The 15,772-nt window shown below is 63.1% G+C and carries 15 protein-coding genes; 4 read left to right on the top strand and 11 right to left on the bottom strand.

The window, feature by feature from the left end; genetic code table 11:
* Window position 1 precedes the first annotated feature (1 nt).
* From ACTXGA_RS16585 to ACTXGA_RS16535, 11 genes are all read right to left on the bottom strand, one after another.
* Window positions 2–772 carry an L-iditol 2-dehydrogenase gene (locus tag ACTXGA_RS16585; RefSeq protein WP_443395548.1) on the bottom strand — a complete coding sequence of 257 codons (771 nt, stop codon included), beginning with the start codon at window positions 770–772 and terminating at the stop codon, window positions 2–4.
* Window positions 772–1,776, bottom strand: coding sequence for an ABC transporter ATP-binding protein (locus ACTXGA_RS16580; RefSeq protein WP_443395546.1), 1,005 nt, complete (start codon window positions 1,774–1,776; stop codon window positions 772–774). The genes ACTXGA_RS16585 and ACTXGA_RS16580 overlap by 1 nt, the downstream gene beginning before the upstream one ends.
* 12 nt (window positions 1,777–1,788) lie before the next feature.
* Window positions 1,789–2,619, bottom strand: coding sequence for a carbohydrate ABC transporter permease (locus ACTXGA_RS16575; RefSeq protein ID WP_443395545.1), 831 nt, complete (start codon window positions 2,617–2,619; stop codon window positions 1,789–1,791).
* Window positions 2,620–2,631: 12 nt separating this feature from the next.
* Window positions 2,632–3,498 (bottom strand): carbohydrate ABC transporter permease, encoded by an 867-nt coding sequence (locus ACTXGA_RS16570; RefSeq protein WP_443395543.1) that lies wholly within the window; start codon window positions 3,496–3,498, stop codon window positions 2,632–2,634.
* A 123-nt stretch (window positions 3,499–3,621) separates the two neighbouring features.
* Window positions 3,622–4,923 (bottom strand): ABC transporter substrate-binding protein, encoded by a 1,302-nt coding sequence (locus ACTXGA_RS16565; protein ID WP_443395542.1) that lies wholly within the window; start codon window positions 4,921–4,923, stop codon window positions 3,622–3,624.
* A gap of 115 nt (window positions 4,924–5,038) precedes the next feature.
* Window positions 5,039–6,070: a LacI family DNA-binding transcriptional regulator gene (locus ACTXGA_RS16560; protein WP_443395540.1), complete on the bottom strand. Its 1,032-nt coding sequence runs from the start codon at window positions 6,068–6,070 to the stop codon at window positions 5,039–5,041.
* 161 nt (window positions 6,071–6,231) lie between these two features.
* Window positions 6,232–7,440 (bottom strand): efflux RND transporter periplasmic adaptor subunit, encoded by a 1,209-nt coding sequence (locus ACTXGA_RS16555; protein WP_443395538.1) that lies wholly within the window; start codon window positions 7,438–7,440, stop codon window positions 6,232–6,234.
* Window positions 7,441–7,444: 4 nt separating this feature from the next.
* Window positions 7,445–9,805 carry an ABC transporter permease gene (locus ACTXGA_RS16550; protein WP_443395537.1) on the bottom strand — a complete coding sequence of 787 codons (2,361 nt, stop codon included), beginning with the start codon at window positions 9,803–9,805 and terminating at the stop codon, window positions 7,445–7,447.
* A 5-nt stretch (window positions 9,806–9,810) separates the two neighbouring features.
* Complete coding sequence (locus ACTXGA_RS16545; RefSeq protein WP_443395535.1) at window positions 9,811–10,527, bottom strand: ABC transporter ATP-binding protein; 717 nt, start codon at window positions 10,525–10,527, stop codon at window positions 9,811–9,813.
* A gap of 87 nt (window positions 10,528–10,614) precedes the next feature.
* Complete coding sequence (locus ACTXGA_RS16540) at window positions 10,615–11,697, bottom strand: Gfo/Idh/MocA family protein (RefSeq protein WP_443395533.1); 1,083 nt, start codon at window positions 11,695–11,697, stop codon at window positions 10,615–10,617.
* Between the two features lie 2 nt (window positions 11,698–11,699).
* The gene (locus ACTXGA_RS16535) at window positions 11,700–12,416 is read right to left on the bottom strand and encodes a GntR family transcriptional regulator (RefSeq protein ID WP_443395531.1); all 717 of its coding nucleotides are present in this window, start codon (window positions 12,414–12,416) and stop codon (window positions 11,700–11,702) included.
* 129 nt (window positions 12,417–12,545) lie between these two features.
* On the opposite strand from ACTXGA_RS16535, the gene ACTXGA_RS16530 reads away from it, so the two are divergent.
* The 4 genes from ACTXGA_RS16530 to ACTXGA_RS16515 all read left to right on the top strand — a co-directional run bounded on the left by ACTXGA_RS16530 (window position 12,546) and on the right by ACTXGA_RS16515 (window position 15,772).
* Window positions 12,546–13,700, top strand: coding sequence for an LLM class flavin-dependent oxidoreductase (locus ACTXGA_RS16530; RefSeq protein WP_443395529.1), 1,155 nt, complete (start codon window positions 12,546–12,548; stop codon window positions 13,698–13,700).
* Window positions 13,700–14,584 (top strand): aldo/keto reductase, encoded by an 885-nt coding sequence (locus ACTXGA_RS16525; protein WP_443395527.1) that lies wholly within the window; start codon window positions 13,700–13,702, stop codon window positions 14,582–14,584. The genes ACTXGA_RS16530 and ACTXGA_RS16525 overlap by 1 nt, the downstream gene beginning before the upstream one ends.
* Window positions 14,585–14,607: 23 nt before the next feature.
* Complete coding sequence (locus ACTXGA_RS16520; RefSeq protein WP_443395525.1) at window positions 14,608–15,093, top strand: flavin reductase family protein; 486 nt, start codon at window positions 14,608–14,610, stop codon at window positions 15,091–15,093.
* Window positions 15,094–15,175: 82 nt separating this feature from the next.
* Window positions 15,176–15,772 carry a TRAP transporter small permease gene (locus ACTXGA_RS16515; RefSeq protein ID WP_443395523.1) on the top strand — a complete coding sequence of 199 codons (597 nt, stop codon included), beginning with the start codon at window positions 15,176–15,178 and terminating at the stop codon, window positions 15,770–15,772.

The following is a 15,772-nucleotide window of genomic DNA, read 5'->3' as shown; positions in this document are numbered from 1 at the left end:
GTCAGCTCATCCACTGACCGCCGTCGACGTTATATGTCTGCGACACGATGTAATCCGCCTCGGACGAGGCCAGAAACACCGCCATACCCGACAGATCATCGGGCTTTGCATATCGGCCCGCAGGCACGCTGGCCTCGACCTCGCGCTTTTTCTGCCCCGGCGCCTTGCCTTCCAGCTTGGCGAACATGGCATCCACGTGGACCCAGTGATCGCCTTCGACGACGCCCGGCGCGATGGCATTCACGTTGATGCCATGCTTGATCAGGTTCAGCCCGGCCGACTGCGTCATCGAAATGACCGCCGCCTTGGTCGAGCAGTAGACCAACACCAGGGGTTCACCACGGCGCCCCGCCTGGGACGCCATGTTGATGATCTTGCCGCCGTGGCCCTGTGCGATCATCTGCCGGGCCGCGGCCTGCATGGTAAACAGCGTGCCCGCGACGTTGATCGCATACAGCCGGTCATAGCTGTCGCGGGTGATATCCACCGTCTCCGCCGCGTCGAATACCGCCGCGTTGTTGACAAGGATATCCAGCTTGCCTGCCCTCTCGACCACGCCCGAAATGGCCGCATCGATACTGTCCTGCCGTGTCACGTCGAGGTGCAGCGCATAGGCCCCCTCGCCGATCTCGGCGGCGGTTTGCTCCGCCGCCTCCATGTTTATGTCACCAATCGCAACGGTGGCGCCTTCGCGCACATAAGCCTCGGCAAACCCCCTGCCGATGCCGCGAGCGGCACCGGTGATAAGGGCGGATTTCCCGTCGAGGCGCATTAGGCGATCCGCAGCCCGTCGGCACCGAACTTGTGGATGTGCTGCGCCTGCGGCGTCAGGTAGACGGTGTCGCCGTGGTTCACGGCCACTTCGCCACCCGCACGCACGGTCAGCGGATCGCAACCCGGGATGCCGTGGATGTGGATGAAGGTGTCAGAGCCAAGGTGCTCGGCCACGCCGACGGTGCCCTGCCACATGCCTTCGGTGGTCGAGACGTCGATATGCTCGGGCCGGATGCCGATGGTGTGGGCATTGTGCTTGGCCGCTTCGCCGCCTTCGATCAGGTTCATCTTGGGCGAGCCGATGAAACCGGCCACGAACTTGTTGCGCGGTTCGCGATACAGTTCCAGCGGGCTGCCCACCTGTTCGATCACGCCGGCCTGCAGCACCACGATCTTGTCGGCCATGGTCATGGCTTCGACCTGGTCGTGGGTCACATAGATCATCGTGGTCGCCAGACGCTTGTGCATCTCGGAGATTTCCAGACGCATGCCGACCCGCAGCGCGGCATCCAGGTTCGACAGCGGTTCGTCGAACAGGAAGGCCGAGGGTTCGCGCACGATGGCACGGCCGATGGCCACACGCTGACGCTGACCACCCGAAAGCTGACCCGGACGACGATCGAGGTAGTCGGTCAGGTTCAGCGCCTTGGCCGCGGCCTCGATGCGCCGGTCCTGTTCGGCCTGATCCATACCCGCCATCTTCATCGGGAAGGCAATGTTCTTGCGCACCGTCATGTGGGGGTACAGGGCGTAGGACTGGAACACCATGGCCAGACCGCGCTTGGCGGGCGGCAGGCTGGTGGCGTCCTGACCGTCGATTTCGATCTTGCCGCTGGTGATGTCCTCCAGCCCTGCGATCAGACGCAGGAGGGTGGATTTACCGCAGCCCGAAGGGCCGACGAAGACCGTGAACTCGCCATCGTTGATGTTGAGGTCGAGCGGCGGGATGACGTTGACGTCGCCGAAGCTCTTGGTCACTTGAGTTAGGTTGATTTGTCCCATGTTCTCAGGTCCTTATTTCACAGCGCCGAAGGTCAGACCGCTGACAAGTTGCTTCTGGCTGAACCAGCCAAGGATGAGGATCGGCGCGATGGCCATGGTCGATGCCGCGCTGAGCTTGGCGTAGAAGAGACCCTCGGGGCTGGAGTAGCTGGCAATGAAGGCCGTCAGTGGCGCCGCATTGGCTGCCGTCAGGTTCAAGGTCCAGAACGCTTCGTTCCAGGCGAGGATAAAGTTCAGCAGCAGGGTCGAGGCGATGCCCGGAATGGCCATCGGTGTGAGGATGTAGAGGATCTCGTCCTTGAGGCTGGCCCCGTCCATCCGCCCCGCTTCGAGGATATCCACTGGGATTTCCTTGAAGTAGGTGTAGAGCATCCAGACGATGATCGGCAGGTTGATCAGCATCAGCACCACGACCAGACCAAGACGGCTGTCCAGAAGGCCAAGTTTGATGAAGATCAGGTAGATCGGGTACAGAACGCCGACCGCCGGGAGCATCTTGGTCGAGAGCATCCAGAGCAGGATGTCCTTGGTCTTGCGCGAGGGCACAAAGGCCATCGACCAGGCCGCGGGAACCGCGATGATGATGCCGAGGACGGTAGAGCCACCGGCGATGATGATCGAGTTCCACAGGAAGCGGGCGTAGTTCGACCGCTCCAGAACTGTCCTGTAGTTCTCCAGCGTCCATTCAAAGCCCAGGAACACCGGCGGATCGGCAATGGCGACAGCCTCGGTCTTGAAGCTGGTGAGGATGGTCCAGAGGATCGGGAAGAAGATCAGCAGACCAACTGCCCAAGCGGCGGCGGTGTTGATCACCTTGCGTTGGTTTGTAACGGCACGTGCCATGATGTTATCTCCTCACGCGTCCAGGTTCTTGCCGACGATGCGCATCAGGAAGATGGCAACGATATTGGCGAGAATGATTGCATAGACACCACCCGCAGACCCAAGTCCGACGTTCTGGCTTTCCAGAACACGCTGGAAGATCAGGTATGTCAGGGTCCGAGAGCCGAAGGCACCACCGGTCGTCACAAAGATCTCGGCGAAGATCGACAGCAGGAAGATGGTCTCGATCAGGATCACGATGGTGATCGCGCGGCTGAGGTGCGGCAGGATAATGTACCAAAAGCGCTTGAGCACGGGCGCGCCGTCCATTTCGGAGGCTTCCAGCTGCTCACCGTCCAGCGACTGGATCGCGGTCAGCAGGATCAGCGTGGCGAAGGGCAGCCATTGCCAGCTGACGATCATGATGATCGAGAACAGCGAGGCGTCGGACAGCCAGACCACCGGGTCGGCACCAAAGAATTTCCAGAGATGTGCAAAGAGGCCGTTCACCGGGTCCATGAACATGTTCTTCCAGACCAGCGCGGACACGGTTGGCATGACGAAGAAGGGCGCGATCACAAGGATCCGGACAACACCCTGTCCCCACATGGGCTGATTGAGAAGGATCCCAAGCAACACACCGAAGACCACGGTGATCAGCAGGGCGCCGCCGACGATGATCAGGGTTGCCTGGACGCTGGGCCAAAAGGCCGATGATGTCACGAACCGGACGTAGTTGTCGAAACCTGCCCACCCGAGGTCACCACCACGCAGCGGCAGGTATCTTTTGAAAGAGAAATACAGCGTCATGATCAAGGGAACCAGCATCCATCCAAGTAGAAGGATTACTGCGGGTGCCATCATCATGCGCGCTGCGGATCGGGAATGCTGGGTCGCCATGGCGCACATCCTCTCTGCTCACGCAAATTGCGCGTTGAACGGGGCTGATACTGGTATTGGGAACAGGGTCGTCTAAGGGAGACGGGGGGTGGCTAACCACCCCCCGTCCCTTGGGAGGATGCCTCAGTAACCTGCGGCTTCCAGTTCTTCTTCTGCGATGGCTTGCGCCTTCTCCAGAGCTTCGTCTGCGGTCTGCTGACCGGCCAGAGCTGCGGAGAATTCCTGACCGATCTGGCCTGCAAGGCCGGCCCATTCCGGAATGGCGGCGAACTGAACGCCAACATAGGGAACCGGGTCAACGGTCGGGTTGTTCGGGTCAGCCGACAGGATCGAGTCCAGGGTCATCTGAGCGAACGGAACGGCCTGGTACTCGGGGGTCTCGTACAGCGAGGTACGTGCGCCCGGAGGAACGTTGGCCCAGCCTTCGTTGGCCGCAACAAGCTGGATGTACTCTTTCGAGGTCGCCCACTTGATGAACTCTTTCGCGGCATCTTCTTTCTGGGTGCCTGCCGGAATGGCCAGCGCCCATGCCCAAAGCCAGTTGGAGTTCTTGCCGAGGCCGGTGTTCGGGGCCAGAGCAAAGCCAACCTTGTCAGCCACTTCCGAGTCGGTCGGGTTGGTCACGAAGGATGCCGCAACAGTTGCGTCGATCCACATGCCGCACTTGCCCTGCTGGAACAGCGACAGGTTTTCGTTGAAGCCGTTCGACGAGGCTCCCGGAGGGCCTGCTTCGTTCATCAGGTCGATGTAGAAGTTCAGCGTGTTCGACCATGCTTCGGTGTTGTACTGGGGGGTCCAGTTCTCGTCCACGAAGCGGGCGCCAAAGGCGTTCGACATCGCGGTGAGGAACGCCATGTTCTCACCCCAGCCGGCCTTGCCGCGCAGGCAGATGCCGTAGACTTCGTTGTCCTTGTCGGTCATGGCGACAGCAGCTTCCCGGATGAACTCCCAGGTCGGTGCCTTCGGCATTTCCAGACCAGCAGCTTCCATCAGGTCGGTGCGGTACATGATCATCGAGGATTCGCCGTAGAAGGGCGCTGCATAGAGCGTGTCTTCGTAGCTCAGACCGCCGGCCATTGCGGGCAGGATGTCGTCGGCGTCGTATTCTTCGCCCAGATCATCCAGTGCAACCAGCCAGCCGTTGGCGGCCCAGATCGGCGTTTCGTACATGCCGATGGTCATGATGTCGAACTGACCACCTTTGTTCGAAATGTCGGTGGTGACGCGCGTCCGCAGGGTGTTCTCTTCCAGAGTGACCCAGTTCACCTCGTGGCCAGTCTTGGCAGTGAAGTCGTCAGTCAGGCCCTGCATGCGGATCATGTCGCCGTTGTTCACGGTCGCAATGGTCAGCGTCTCTGCATTCGCTGCGGTGACCGCAACAGATACGAGGGCTGAGGCTGCAAAAAATGCGCCTTTCAGTGTCATCAGTTTTCCTCCCTTAGGGTGTCTTAAACACAGCCTTACTCAACAGGATGGGGCGCGTTGAGTCAATTAAAAACTTTACGGGAGTAAACTTTTAGCTTGCCGCAATGCAGCATTTTTAGGCGGACTGACGCATGATCAGGCGCCCCTCGAAAAGGATTTCTTCCCTTACGTCAGCACGTTGGCCGCTCTCGATCAGGCCAAACAACTGCTGAACACTGCGTTCTGCAATTGCAGTATAGTCCTGCGAAATGGTGGTCAGCGGCGGGCAGGTATATTGCGCCACCGGGTGATTATCATGCCCGGCGATGCGCAGGGCAAACCCTTGCCCACGCCCGATTCTCTGCCCTTTCTGATAAGCAGCCGCCATAAGGCCGATAGCGAGGCGGTCATTGCTGCAGAGAATCGTGTCGGTGGGAATCGCTTTCTCCTCGAAAAGCTTCAGCCCACCTTCCATGCCGATCCGCTCGAACTCCCACCCGTCGCCTTCGACCTGCAACAGATGCGGCTCCAGCCCCAGCTGCTCCATCGCCGCGATATAGCCGTTGCGCCGCTTGTAGGCGTTGGGGTTGGTTGGGTCGCGCATCTCGAAAAACGCGGGCGGCTCCCCTGTGCGAACAAGGTAATCACAGATCAGGGCCGTCGCCTGCGGCGTGTCGTGACCGATGAATGCGTCTCCCAAACCACTGATATTACTATCAAAAAGAACGCTGGGCACGGATTCGCAAAAATCCTCGACGGCGGCGATGTTGGACCTGCGGCCCAGGGGCGCCAACAGCGCCCCCGCCGGCTTGATCGACCGCAGGCTTTCCAGGTTCTCGATTTCCTGATCCGTGTTGCCGTGTGAGCTGAGCAGGATCGGGCGATAGCCGCCCGCAATCACGAGCGTCTCAAGGTTCCGGGCAATTTCGGCAAAGAACGGGTCTGCAAGAAAGGGCACGAGGATGCCGATATTCTTGGTCAGCTTCCGGTTCTGGTTGATGGCAAAGATGTTCGGACGATAGCCGTATTCTTCCAGCGCACTCTCGATCCGCGCGCGCGTCGTCTTGCGCACGCTCTCCGGATCATTGAAGTATTTGGACACGGTCGGGCGCGAGATCCCCGCAACTTCGGCGAACTCCTCCATGTTCCGGATTTTTCGCTCTGCCATCCCCACCTCCTCCTGCGGCACCCCGAAAACCCGGTTTTCGGCATTCGCACCAAACCGACCCCTCAAACTTTACGCGCGTGAAACTTTACGGCTACAATGGAAGTCTGCAGCGCATCCGTCAAGCTTTCCTTGCGGCGGTCGTCGACTCAACCTTAAAGACTCTATTTCCAGCCGCGCTCTACCACTGAAACTCCCTCCGTAATGCCATCCGGCGGGTGCAGGATCACGCTGTCACCGGCGGTCAACCCGGCCAGCAACTCCGCCGACCGTCCGTCACGGCGTCCGATCTCTATTGCAACTTCACGCGCGGCATCATCCGCGACCTGAAAGGCATACCATTGCCCGTCGCGCCGAAAGACCGCCGACAGGGGAATCAGCAGCGCATCGTCGGTGCGCCACTCCTCGATTCGGACGAAGACGGAAAAGGCCTGCCCCAGCCCCTCCCACATTTCCGGGGGCGATGTCAGGTCCAGCACCGCATCCACGCGCTGCTCCTCGATCCCCAGCGCCGAAACCACCGTCCGCGCCGCCGGTTCGATCAGCCGCAGTTCCGCCTCCAGCACGTCGTCCCCGCCCCAGCGTTCCACCACGGCCCGCGCGCCCGGCTTCAAACGTGTCGCCTCGGCCGACAGCAGATCCACCACGATCTCCAGATCGCCGGGATCCCCCACCGTCAGCAGCGGCGCGCCCGCTACCACGGGCCGCGCGCTGACACCCTCGACCGACAGGACAACCCCGTCGGCGGGGGCGAGGATCGGCAGACAGCAATCGCCATTGCCCGCCTCCTCCTGCGGGTCGACCAGCAAGGCCTGCGCGCTTTCCAGCGCGGCCTGCGACATGTCCAGCCGCGCCGCCGCCGACAAGGTTTCCGCCTCGGCCTGTGACAGCTTACGCTGCGCGGCGTCCCGATCCACCAGCGACGATGCCCCGCGCGCAACAAGCGCCTTGATCCGCTCGAATTCACTGCGCACATAGGCCTCATCGGCGATGGTCCGGGCCACCTCCGCCTCGGCGAACTTAACAGAGGCCTGCGCCTCTCGCAGCGCCGCCTCGGCCTGCGCCCGCGTCCGTGCGTCCAGCAGCGTTGGCACCGCTGGCAGCACCTCCGCCACCACCGTCACGCCCTGCGCCACCGGATCGCCCACCTCGATCGGCAGGCGCCGCATCGTCCCGGTGATCGGCGCCGCCACCTCATAGACCTCGCGGATGCGCGTCTTGCCGTCGGCATCCACCGTCACGCTCAGCGCGCCGCGCGCCAGGACCGCCGTATCCACCGGCACCGGATCGGACCGAAAGGCCGTCACCGCCAGACCACCGACCAGCGCCAGTCCCAGCGCCGAAATGCCCACCGTTCGCAGCGACCACGTCATCGCGTTACTCCCTTGTCTTCATGACAGCTATCAGATCCAGCCGGTTCAGTCGCCGCGCCACCACGGCCACGGAAAACACCGCCGCCCCCAGCACGACCAGGCTCGCCTGGGCAAAAGTCGCCGGCTCCAGCACCAGAGGAATGGAATACAGGTCGCTGGAAAACCCGCTGGTCATCAGTTCGGCCACCATTGCGCCGATCCACCACCCCACCGGCTGCGCGATCAGCGCCAGAACCAGCACCTCACCGGCCAATATATAGGCCACTTCCCCCTTGGTGAATCCAAGGATGCGCAGGCAGGCCAGTTCCCGCGCCCGTTCCGACAGCTGCACCCGCGTCGCATTATAGGCGACGCCGATGGTGATGATCGCGCCCAGCGCCGCATAGACAGAGGTCACCACAAGGATGTTCTGGTTCAGCGTGTCCATGAAACTCTGCCGGTTCTCGGTCATGTTGATGGTGCCCATCAGGCGAGGGAAATCCTTGATCCGCTCCTCGAAGGCCTCCGCCGATTCCGGGTCTTCCAGTGTCACATTCACATTCGACACCCGCGGGCTCTGCCGGAACATCCGGTTCAGCGCCTCATGTGACATGTAGGCCCCCAGCCCGAAGAACTGTGTCACGACCCCGGCCACCGGGATCTGGTGCGTCTCGCGCAGCCCGCTTTCAAAGGTGACGGTCAGCGTGTCGCCCACCTCGACGCGCAGCGACTGGGCCACCCGGTCCGACAGCAGGATGCCAAAGGGATCCGGCGCGATCACCTGACCGTTCTCATCCACCACCCGCGCCAGATCGGCGCCCTCGGCCACGGTGGAAATCGGCACCTGCTTTTCGTGTGACCCGTAGATCAGGCGCGCCGCATGGTATTGCTGCGGCTCCACCTGCAGGACGCCGGGCATCCGCGCCACCTCGTCCAACGCGCTGATCGGCGCGTCAGGATCAAACAGCAACAGCATGTCCTGCCGGTTCGACTGGTAAAAGGCCTTGTCGATGATCTCTTTCATCGCGTCGGGAAAGAAATTCGACGCCACCAGAACCGACACCGCCAGCGCCATGCCCAGCATCGTCATCCCCGCCCGCAGGGGCCAGCGGGTCAGGCTGCGCAGGATCATCCGGGTCGGCTGGCTCAGGTTCAGCATCTCCGCCAACCGGTCAAAGACCGATCCGTGGAAATTCGGCGGCGCGGGCGGGGCCATCGCGACCGCCGGGGCCAGCCGCGCCGCCCGCATTGCACTGTTCAGCGCGCCCGCACTGGTCGCCGCCAGACCCAGAATGGCCGAAGAGGCATAGACGCTGGCCGGCACACCAAAGACCAGGAACGGAAAGTCGAAATACTTGGCGTAAAGCTGCGCCATCGCCTGCGCCAGCCATGTGCCTGCGGCCCAACCGATGCCCACCCCCACCAGCGCGATCAGACCCGCCAGCATCAGGTAATGCAGCCCGATCTCCCAGTTGGTGTAGCCCACCGCCTTCATCAGCCCGATCTCGGCCCGTTCCAGCTGCACGATCCGCCCCATCACCATGTTCACAAGGAAGATCGTGATCCCGAGGAACACCGGAGGCAGCACCCATGCCATGACCTCCAGTGAGGTGATCTCGGCATCCAGAAAGGCGTTGGACTGCTGTTGATCGCGCCCCACGGGGGTCGCCGCCCCGTATAGGTCCAGAACCGATTTCACCGCGTCCTTGACCGGTTCCAGCGGCGTGCGCGGCAGCACCGTCAGCGCGACAGAGTTGAAGGCCCCCGCCATGCCAAAGGCCGCGTCCAGCACCTCTTCCTGCATCCAGAGCACGCCAAAGGTTTCGTTCTGGGGCATCAGCGCGCCCGGCCCGATGGTATAGATGAACTCTGGCGACAGTGCCGTGCCGGTGATCACCACCTCGCGCTTGCGGCCGTTCAGGTTGACCGACAGCGTATCGCCGGGGTGAAACCCGTTCGCCTTGGCAAAGGGTTCGTTCACCACCACCTCTTGCGGCGTCTCCGGCCATCGGCCACTGCGCAGCAGGGGAATGTTCAACTCGGGCGCGCCGCTGTCCGGCCAGGAAATCAGGTGCCCGGTCGCCGGTTTCGCCCGCCCGGGCACGTCCACCACGGCGTAGAACCGCACCTGCGCCTCGACCGCCGCCACCCCTTCGATATCCCGCAACCGCGCCACCAGACTGTCCGGCGCGCGCCGCGCAGAGGCAAAGATATGCGCAAAACGGTTGCTGTCGTAATAGGCGCTGCGGGTTTCGTTCAGCGCACGGCTCATGCCGACGGACATCAGGATGATCGCCACCCCGGCCGCCAGAACCAGCGCAATCGCCAGCCCCTGCACCCACAGCCGCCGGAAATCGCGAAACAGCTTTATGTCCATCGCGTGCATGGCGCTCACCACTCGATTTCGGCAGCGGCCAGACGGGTATCGTTTTCTTCGACGCGGTCGATCCGGCCGTCCTGAAAGCGGACCACACGATGCGCCATCTTCCGGATCGCGGCGTTGTGGGTGATGACCACGGTTGTCGTGCCAAAGGCATCGTTGATGTGCTGCAGGGTCTCCAGCACCTTCACCCCGGTCTTGCTGTCCAGCGCGCCGGTCGGCTCATCGCACAACAGCACATCGGGACGCTTGGCGATGGCCCGCGCGATGGCCACCCGCTGCTGCTCGCCGCCTGACATCTGCGCCGGGAAATGTTCCATCCGGTGGGACAGCCCGACCAGATCCAGCGCCTCGGCCGGTTTCATCGGGTTTTTCGCCACGTCCGTGACAAGTTGCACATTCTCGCGCGCGTTCAGAGACGGCACAAGGTTGTAGAACTGAAAGACAAAGCCGACGTGGTTGCGCCTGTAGCGCGTCAGCGCCCGGTCCCCGGCCAGCGTCAGCTCCTGATCGCGGAACCAGAACCGCCCGCCGGACGGCTTGTCCAACCCGCCAAGGATATTCAGCAGGGTCGACTTGCCCGACCCGGATGGCCCCAGCAGGACGGTCAGTTCGGACTTGTAGAGTTCAAGATCGACCCCCGCCAAGGCATGCACTTTCACCTCGCCAGTGTCATAGACCTTGGTCAGCCCTTCGGTCCGAAAAACCGTCTCACCCGAATCCATCATGTCCTGCTCCGCTTTCGCGGGCAGTTTGCCGGATACGGCGCTGCGAAGACATGACTTTGATCAAGCGGTGGGAAACCGGCAGAGATGCTAGAGCGTCACCGCCTGCCCGGTCGCAGCGCTTTCCTGCGCGGCCAGCCCGATCCGCACCGCTGCCATGCCGTCCTCCAGCGTCACCTCGGGGCTGCCCTCGCCGCGCACCACCGCATTGAACCGCTCATGCTGGTAAAAGGTCGACCCGTTGTGATCCCCGGCGGCCAGCAGGTCCGCCTCGACCGGCACCTCGATCACCCGCGGCCCCCTTGGCACGCGCGGAGAGACAACGACCTGCGGCACCGGCGCGGCGCCCAGATGTTCGGGCCAGAACCGCCCCGGACCGGGCACCAGCGCCTCGATCTTGCCGCGCGGCCCCATCGCGCTGATCTCTTCCTGATAGCGCGACCCTTCGGCGAACATGCACAGCTCCAGCATCGCCCGGGCACCGCCCGCGAAATCGACAATCACATAGCCGTTGTCCCAGATGTCGGGCGACCGCCCGTCATAGGTCTCGTCCTTGTGGTTCACCGCCTGCCCTGCGCTGGCCATGACCCGCACCGCCTCGTCCTGCAGGATCAGCCGCATCAGGTCGAAGAAATGACAGCATTTCTCGACCAGCGTGCCACCTGTCCGGACGTTGAACCGGTTCCATGCGCCCACTTTTGGCAAGAAAGGGAAACGGTGCTCTCGGATCGTCAGCATGGAAATCCCGCCCGTCACCTCTGCCACCTCATCGCGCAGCAGCGCCACGGGGGGCATGTAACGGTACTCCATCGCCACCCAGACCGGCGCGCCGTAGCCCTTGGCGAACTCCTTCAGAAAGGCCTCGTCCCCGGGCGTCGTATAGAGCGGCTTTTCACACAGCACCGGCAGGTGCCGCGTGGCGGCGATCTCGCGCAGTTGCGGCACATGCATGTCGTTGGGACTGACGATCACCAGCGCATCCAGATCCTGAACCGCCAGCAGATCCGCCAGGGTCGCGCAGATCTGTGCGCCACCGGCAAGCTCCGCCGCGCTGGCGGCAAGCTCGGCCACCGGGTCGAAAACCGCCGTCACCCGCCCCTGCGGCAGCAGGTTGATGTTCTGGATATGCTCCCGCCCCATCATGCCACAGCCGACGATCCCGTAGTTCACCATGTTCAGCCCCTGCCGATCCTGTTGACGTAGTGCACCCTGCCCGGATCGAACCACGTGCGTGAAAATTCCACCGCCGCGCCCGCGTTGTCGCGCGCCACCCGCTCGACATAGCCCGCCATGTCGCCGACGGCGGGGCCGAACCGGGCATCGCGCCACTCCGGCACCGGGGCCAGCGACACCCGGTCCTCCGCCGACAGGATCACAAGGCCCAGCCGCTCGCGGTAGAACAGATAGAGCGACTCCGACACCTCGTCCGGCGCGATCGCTTCGGCCTGCGCACCGTCCAGCCAGATCTCTTCCATCGCCGCGGGCACCCCGCCCAGAAAGCGCAGCCGCCGGAATCGCCAACCTGTCTCCGAGGCGCCGAAAAACGGCGCGTCACCGGGTTTGGCCAGCCGGTCCACCGACAGGAAATCCGCCGTCGGCAACCCGCCCCCGTCCTTCAGTTCCAGCCGCAGCATCGAATAGATAGAGGCCACGCCTTCGCGCGCCCGCACATAGTTGCCCGACCCCTGCACGCGGTCCAGCAACCCCTTGTTCTGCAAGGTTTCCAGCGCCTTTCGCAGGGTGCCCACGGCAATGCCCAGACCCTCGGCCATTTCCCGTTCCGGCGGCAGGCGCACGCCATCGGCCAGCCGTCCGGCGGCGATGTCACGGATCAGCATCTCGCTGATCTGTGCGTGCTTGGGCAGCGCCGCAGAGGTCTTTCCCCGCGCCAAGTTGCGTCTCCTCCAACCGCCGCAGGTTCGCTCCTGCAGCAAATTAATACACTATTGATGCATGAATTGCAGGATGCTACGCAAGAGGAAATCGACGCCGAATCCGGCGCGCAAATGGGAGGTCCACGCATGACCGTCGTGCCCGTCACGTCACCCGATCTGGACGCATCAGAGGTCAGCTGGTTCTCGGCGCTCTGCTCCGATGATTACCGTTTCCTCGGGGTGCCAGAGGGCGACCTGCGCTCATCCTTCGAACATTGCCGCGACATCGTGCTGGAGGCGGAACAGCAGGGCTTTCGCAACGTCCTTGCACCCTCGTCCTACCAGGTCGGGCAGGACACCCTGTCATTCGTCGCGGGCATGGCGCCGCTGACGGATCGCATCATCATGCTGGCCGCGATCCGCTGCGGTGAGATGCATCCGATCATGCTGGCCCGCACCGTGGCGACGCTGGACCACATGATGAAGGGGCGGCTGACGCTGAACGTCATCTCCTCGGACTTCCCCGGCGAAAAGGCGGAAAGCAGCTTTCGCTACCAACGCTCCCGCGAGGTCGTGCAGATCCTCAAACAGGCCTGGACGCAGGATGAGATCAATTTCCACGGGCAGGTCTACAATTTCGAAGGGCTGACCACCGATCCGGCCAAACCCTATCAGACCGGCGGCCCGCTGCTGTATTTCGGCGGCTATTCCCCCGATGCGCTGGACCTCTGCGGGCAGCATTGCGACGTCTACCTGATGTGGCCCGAACCCAAGGAGCAGATCGCCCAGCGCATGAAGGACGTGAATGCCGTGGCCGAACGCTATGGCCGAACGCTGGACTACGGGCTGCGCGTCCACATGATCGTCCGCGATACAGAGGCAGAGGCTCGCGAATATGCCGAACACCTCGTGTCCAAGCTGGACGATGAATACGGCAAGCTGATCCGCGACCGCGCCCATGACAGCACCTCTCTGGGGGTATCGCATCAGTCCCGCGCCCGCGAGCTTGCGGATAAATTCGGCTACGTCGAACCGCATCTCTGGACCGGCGTGGGGCGTGCGCGGTCCGGTTGCGGCGCTGCACTGGTCGGCTCCGCCGATCAGGTCCTGTCTGAGATCGAAGAATACCGCAAGATGGGCATCCGTGCCTTCATCTTCTCCGGCTATCCGCACATTGACGAATGCCGGCATTTCGGCAAGCTGGTCATGCCGGACCTCAAAACCTGTTCGCTGCCGCATGAATACGGCCGCGTCCCGTCTGAAACACCGGCAACGCCCCTTGGCGTGGGAGAACGCAAGTAATGGATCGCGTCGAACTGCAAGAGGGGCTGAGCCTCAGCCGCATCGTCTACGGAATGTGGCGTCTGGGCGATGACAACGACACCTCCCCCGAACACGTCCGCAACAAGATCGCCGCCTGTCTGGATCAGGGCATCACCACGCTGGATCAGGCCGACATCTATGGCGGCTACGAGGCAGAGGAAATCCTTGGCGCGGCCCTGACGCCGGAACTGCGCAGCAAGGTAGAGATCGTCACCAAATGTGACATCGTCGCCCCCGTGGGCCGCTATGCCGATGCCTCGGTCAAATACTACGACACCAGCCGCGCGCATATCCTTGCCTCGGTCGAGCATTCGCTGCGCCTGATGAAGACCGATGTGATCGACCTGCTGCTGATCCATCGCCCCGATCCGATGATGGATCACCGCGAAACCGGCGCCGCGCTGGATGAGGTCGTGGCAAGCGGCAAGGTCCGCGCCGTGGGCGTGTCCAACTTCAAACTGCACGACTGGGCGCTGCTGCAATCGGCGATGAAAACCCCTCTGGTCACCAACCAGATCGAACTCAGCCTGTCCGCGCATGACGCCTTTACCAACGGCGACGTGGCCTTTTTGCAGGAACGGGACATCCCGCCGATGGCATGGTCGCCGCTGGGCGGCGGCGCGCTGATGACCTCGAACACCGCGCTGACCAAGGTGCTGGACCGCATCGCCGCCGATCACGGCGTCGACCGCGCCGCCGTGGCGGTGGCATGGCTGCTGGCGCATCCGGCGGGCATTCTGCCGGTCATGGGCACCAACACGCTGGCCCGCATCCAAAGTTTTTCGCAGGCTTTCAACGTAGATATGTCGCGCGAGCGCTGGTTCGAGCTATATACCGCCGCACTGGGCCACGAGGTCCCGTGATGGATGGCGACTGGAGCCCGGCAATGAGAGCAATCGACCCTGCAGAGGACTCCCGCGCCTTTCGTGACGCGCTTGGCAGTTTCGCCACCGGCGTGTGCATCGTCACCGCGCCCAGCGATGACGGCCCGGTGGGCATCACCGCCTCCAGCTTTGCCAGCGTCTCGCTGGACCCGCCGCTGGTGCTGTGGTCGCCCGCCAAGGACTCCAAGCGGTTTCCCTATTTCAGCACCGCCCGCCATTACGCAATCCATGTGCTGGATGGGCATCAGCAGAAACTCTGCAACGCCTTCACCCGCGACCGTCACGCCTTTGACGCCTGCGAATGGCAAGAGGATGCCAACGGCGTGCCGCAGATTTCCGATTGCCTCGCACGGTTCGACTGTCGCCAGGAGGCCGCGCATGACGCGGGCGACCATCTGATCATCGTGGGCCGCGTGCTCAGCGCGGCCTTCCGGCCCGGCCTGCCCCTGCTCTTTCAGGGCGGCCGTTTCGTCAGCCTCAAGGGCTGACACCATAAGAGGACCGGGGCGCCAAGATCCCGGCCTGAACGACAAGGGGCGCATCACGCTCCACCAAATGGGAGGGGGCGCCATGTCGGTGCTGCTGAAACTGCTTTGGCCGCTAGAGCGGCTGAACACGGGCCTCTTGTCCGTGGGCCGGGTCATCGCGGTGCTTGCACTGGCGATCATGGTTTGCCTCATCCTTGGCCAGATCTTCTGGCGCTACGTCCTGAACGACGCCCCCAACTGGACCGAAGAAGGCGCCCGCTTCGGGATGCTGTGGCTGGTCGGCCTGATGGCGCCGCTGGCTTACCGTCAGGGCGGGTTTGTCGCCATCGACATGCTGGAACGCGCCCTGCCCCGCGCTCTTGCCGCGCTGCTGACGCTGGTCCTGCTGGCGATTTCGCTCTGGGTGCTGCTGATCGCCTGGGACAAGGGTCTGAACAACCACGTCGACAGCCTCTCTGGCCGTGGCTGCTCGTCGTCCCTGCGCTGGCCCTTCGGGATCGAGATAGGCAAGTGCAAGGCCAAGTTCGCCAACCAGTACCAATACGCCGCGCTCTGGGTCGGGATTAACCTGCTGATCCTCGTCAACGTTGAACTCATCCTGCGCCAGTTCATCACCCTCATGGGCGGGGGCGATCGCCTGACCCGCCTGAACACGGACGACATGGCGGGGGCGGACTGA

The organism is Antarctobacter jejuensis (assembly GCF_052266595.1).
Classification (GTDB): domain Bacteria; phylum Pseudomonadota; class Alphaproteobacteria; order Rhodobacterales; family Rhodobacteraceae; genus Antarctobacter; species Antarctobacter jejuensis.
Note: the sequence above shows the minus strand (reverse complement) of the source record. Positions and strands in the feature narration are given on the sequence as shown.

Excerpts from the sequence above, each read along its gene's own strand:
- ACTXGA_RS16555 (WP_443395538.1), bottom strand. The coding sequence starts at position 7,440 with ATGACGTGGTCGCTGCGAACGGTGGGCATTTCGGCGCTGGGACTGGCG.
- ACTXGA_RS16540 (WP_443395533.1), bottom strand. The coding sequence starts at position 11,697 with ATGGTGAACTACGGGATCGTCGGCTGTGGCATGATGGGGCGGGAGCAT.
- ACTXGA_RS16525 (WP_443395527.1), top strand. The coding sequence starts at position 13,700 with ATGGATCGCGTCGAACTGCAAGAGGGGCTGAGCCTCAGCCGCATCGTC.
- ACTXGA_RS16575 (WP_443395545.1), bottom strand. The coding sequence starts at position 2,619 with ATGGCACGTGCCGTTACAAACCAACGCAAGGTGATCAACACCGCCGCC.
- ACTXGA_RS16560 (WP_443395540.1), bottom strand. The coding sequence starts at position 6,070 with ATGGCAGAGCGAAAAATCCGGAACATGGAGGAGTTCGCCGAAGTTGCG.
- ACTXGA_RS16565 (WP_443395542.1), bottom strand. The coding sequence starts at position 4,923 with ATGACACTGAAAGGCGCATTTTTTGCAGCCTCAGCCCTCGTATCTGTT.
- ACTXGA_RS16520 (WP_443395525.1), top strand. The coding sequence starts at position 14,608 with ATGAGAGCAATCGACCCTGCAGAGGACTCCCGCGCCTTTCGTGACGCG.
- ACTXGA_RS16585 (WP_443395548.1), bottom strand. The coding sequence starts at position 772 with ATGCGCCTCGACGGGAAATCCGCCCTTATCACCGGTGCCGCTCGCGGC.
- ACTXGA_RS16580 (WP_443395546.1), bottom strand. The coding sequence starts at position 1,776 with ATGGGACAAATCAACCTAACTCAAGTGACCAAGAGCTTCGGCGACGTC.
- ACTXGA_RS16545 (WP_443395535.1), bottom strand. The coding sequence starts at position 10,527 with ATGATGGATTCGGGTGAGACGGTTTTTCGGACCGAAGGGCTGACCAAG.
- ACTXGA_RS16515 (WP_443395523.1), top strand. The coding sequence starts at position 15,176 with ATGTCGGTGCTGCTGAAACTGCTTTGGCCGCTAGAGCGGCTGAACACG.
- ACTXGA_RS16570 (WP_443395543.1), bottom strand. The coding sequence starts at position 3,498 with ATGGCGACCCAGCATTCCCGATCCGCAGCGCGCATGATGATGGCACCC.
- ACTXGA_RS16530 (WP_443395529.1), top strand. The coding sequence starts at position 12,546 with ATGACCGTCGTGCCCGTCACGTCACCCGATCTGGACGCATCAGAGGTC.
- ACTXGA_RS16550 (WP_443395537.1), bottom strand. The coding sequence starts at position 9,805 with ATGCACGCGATGGACATAAAGCTGTTTCGCGATTTCCGGCGGCTGTGG.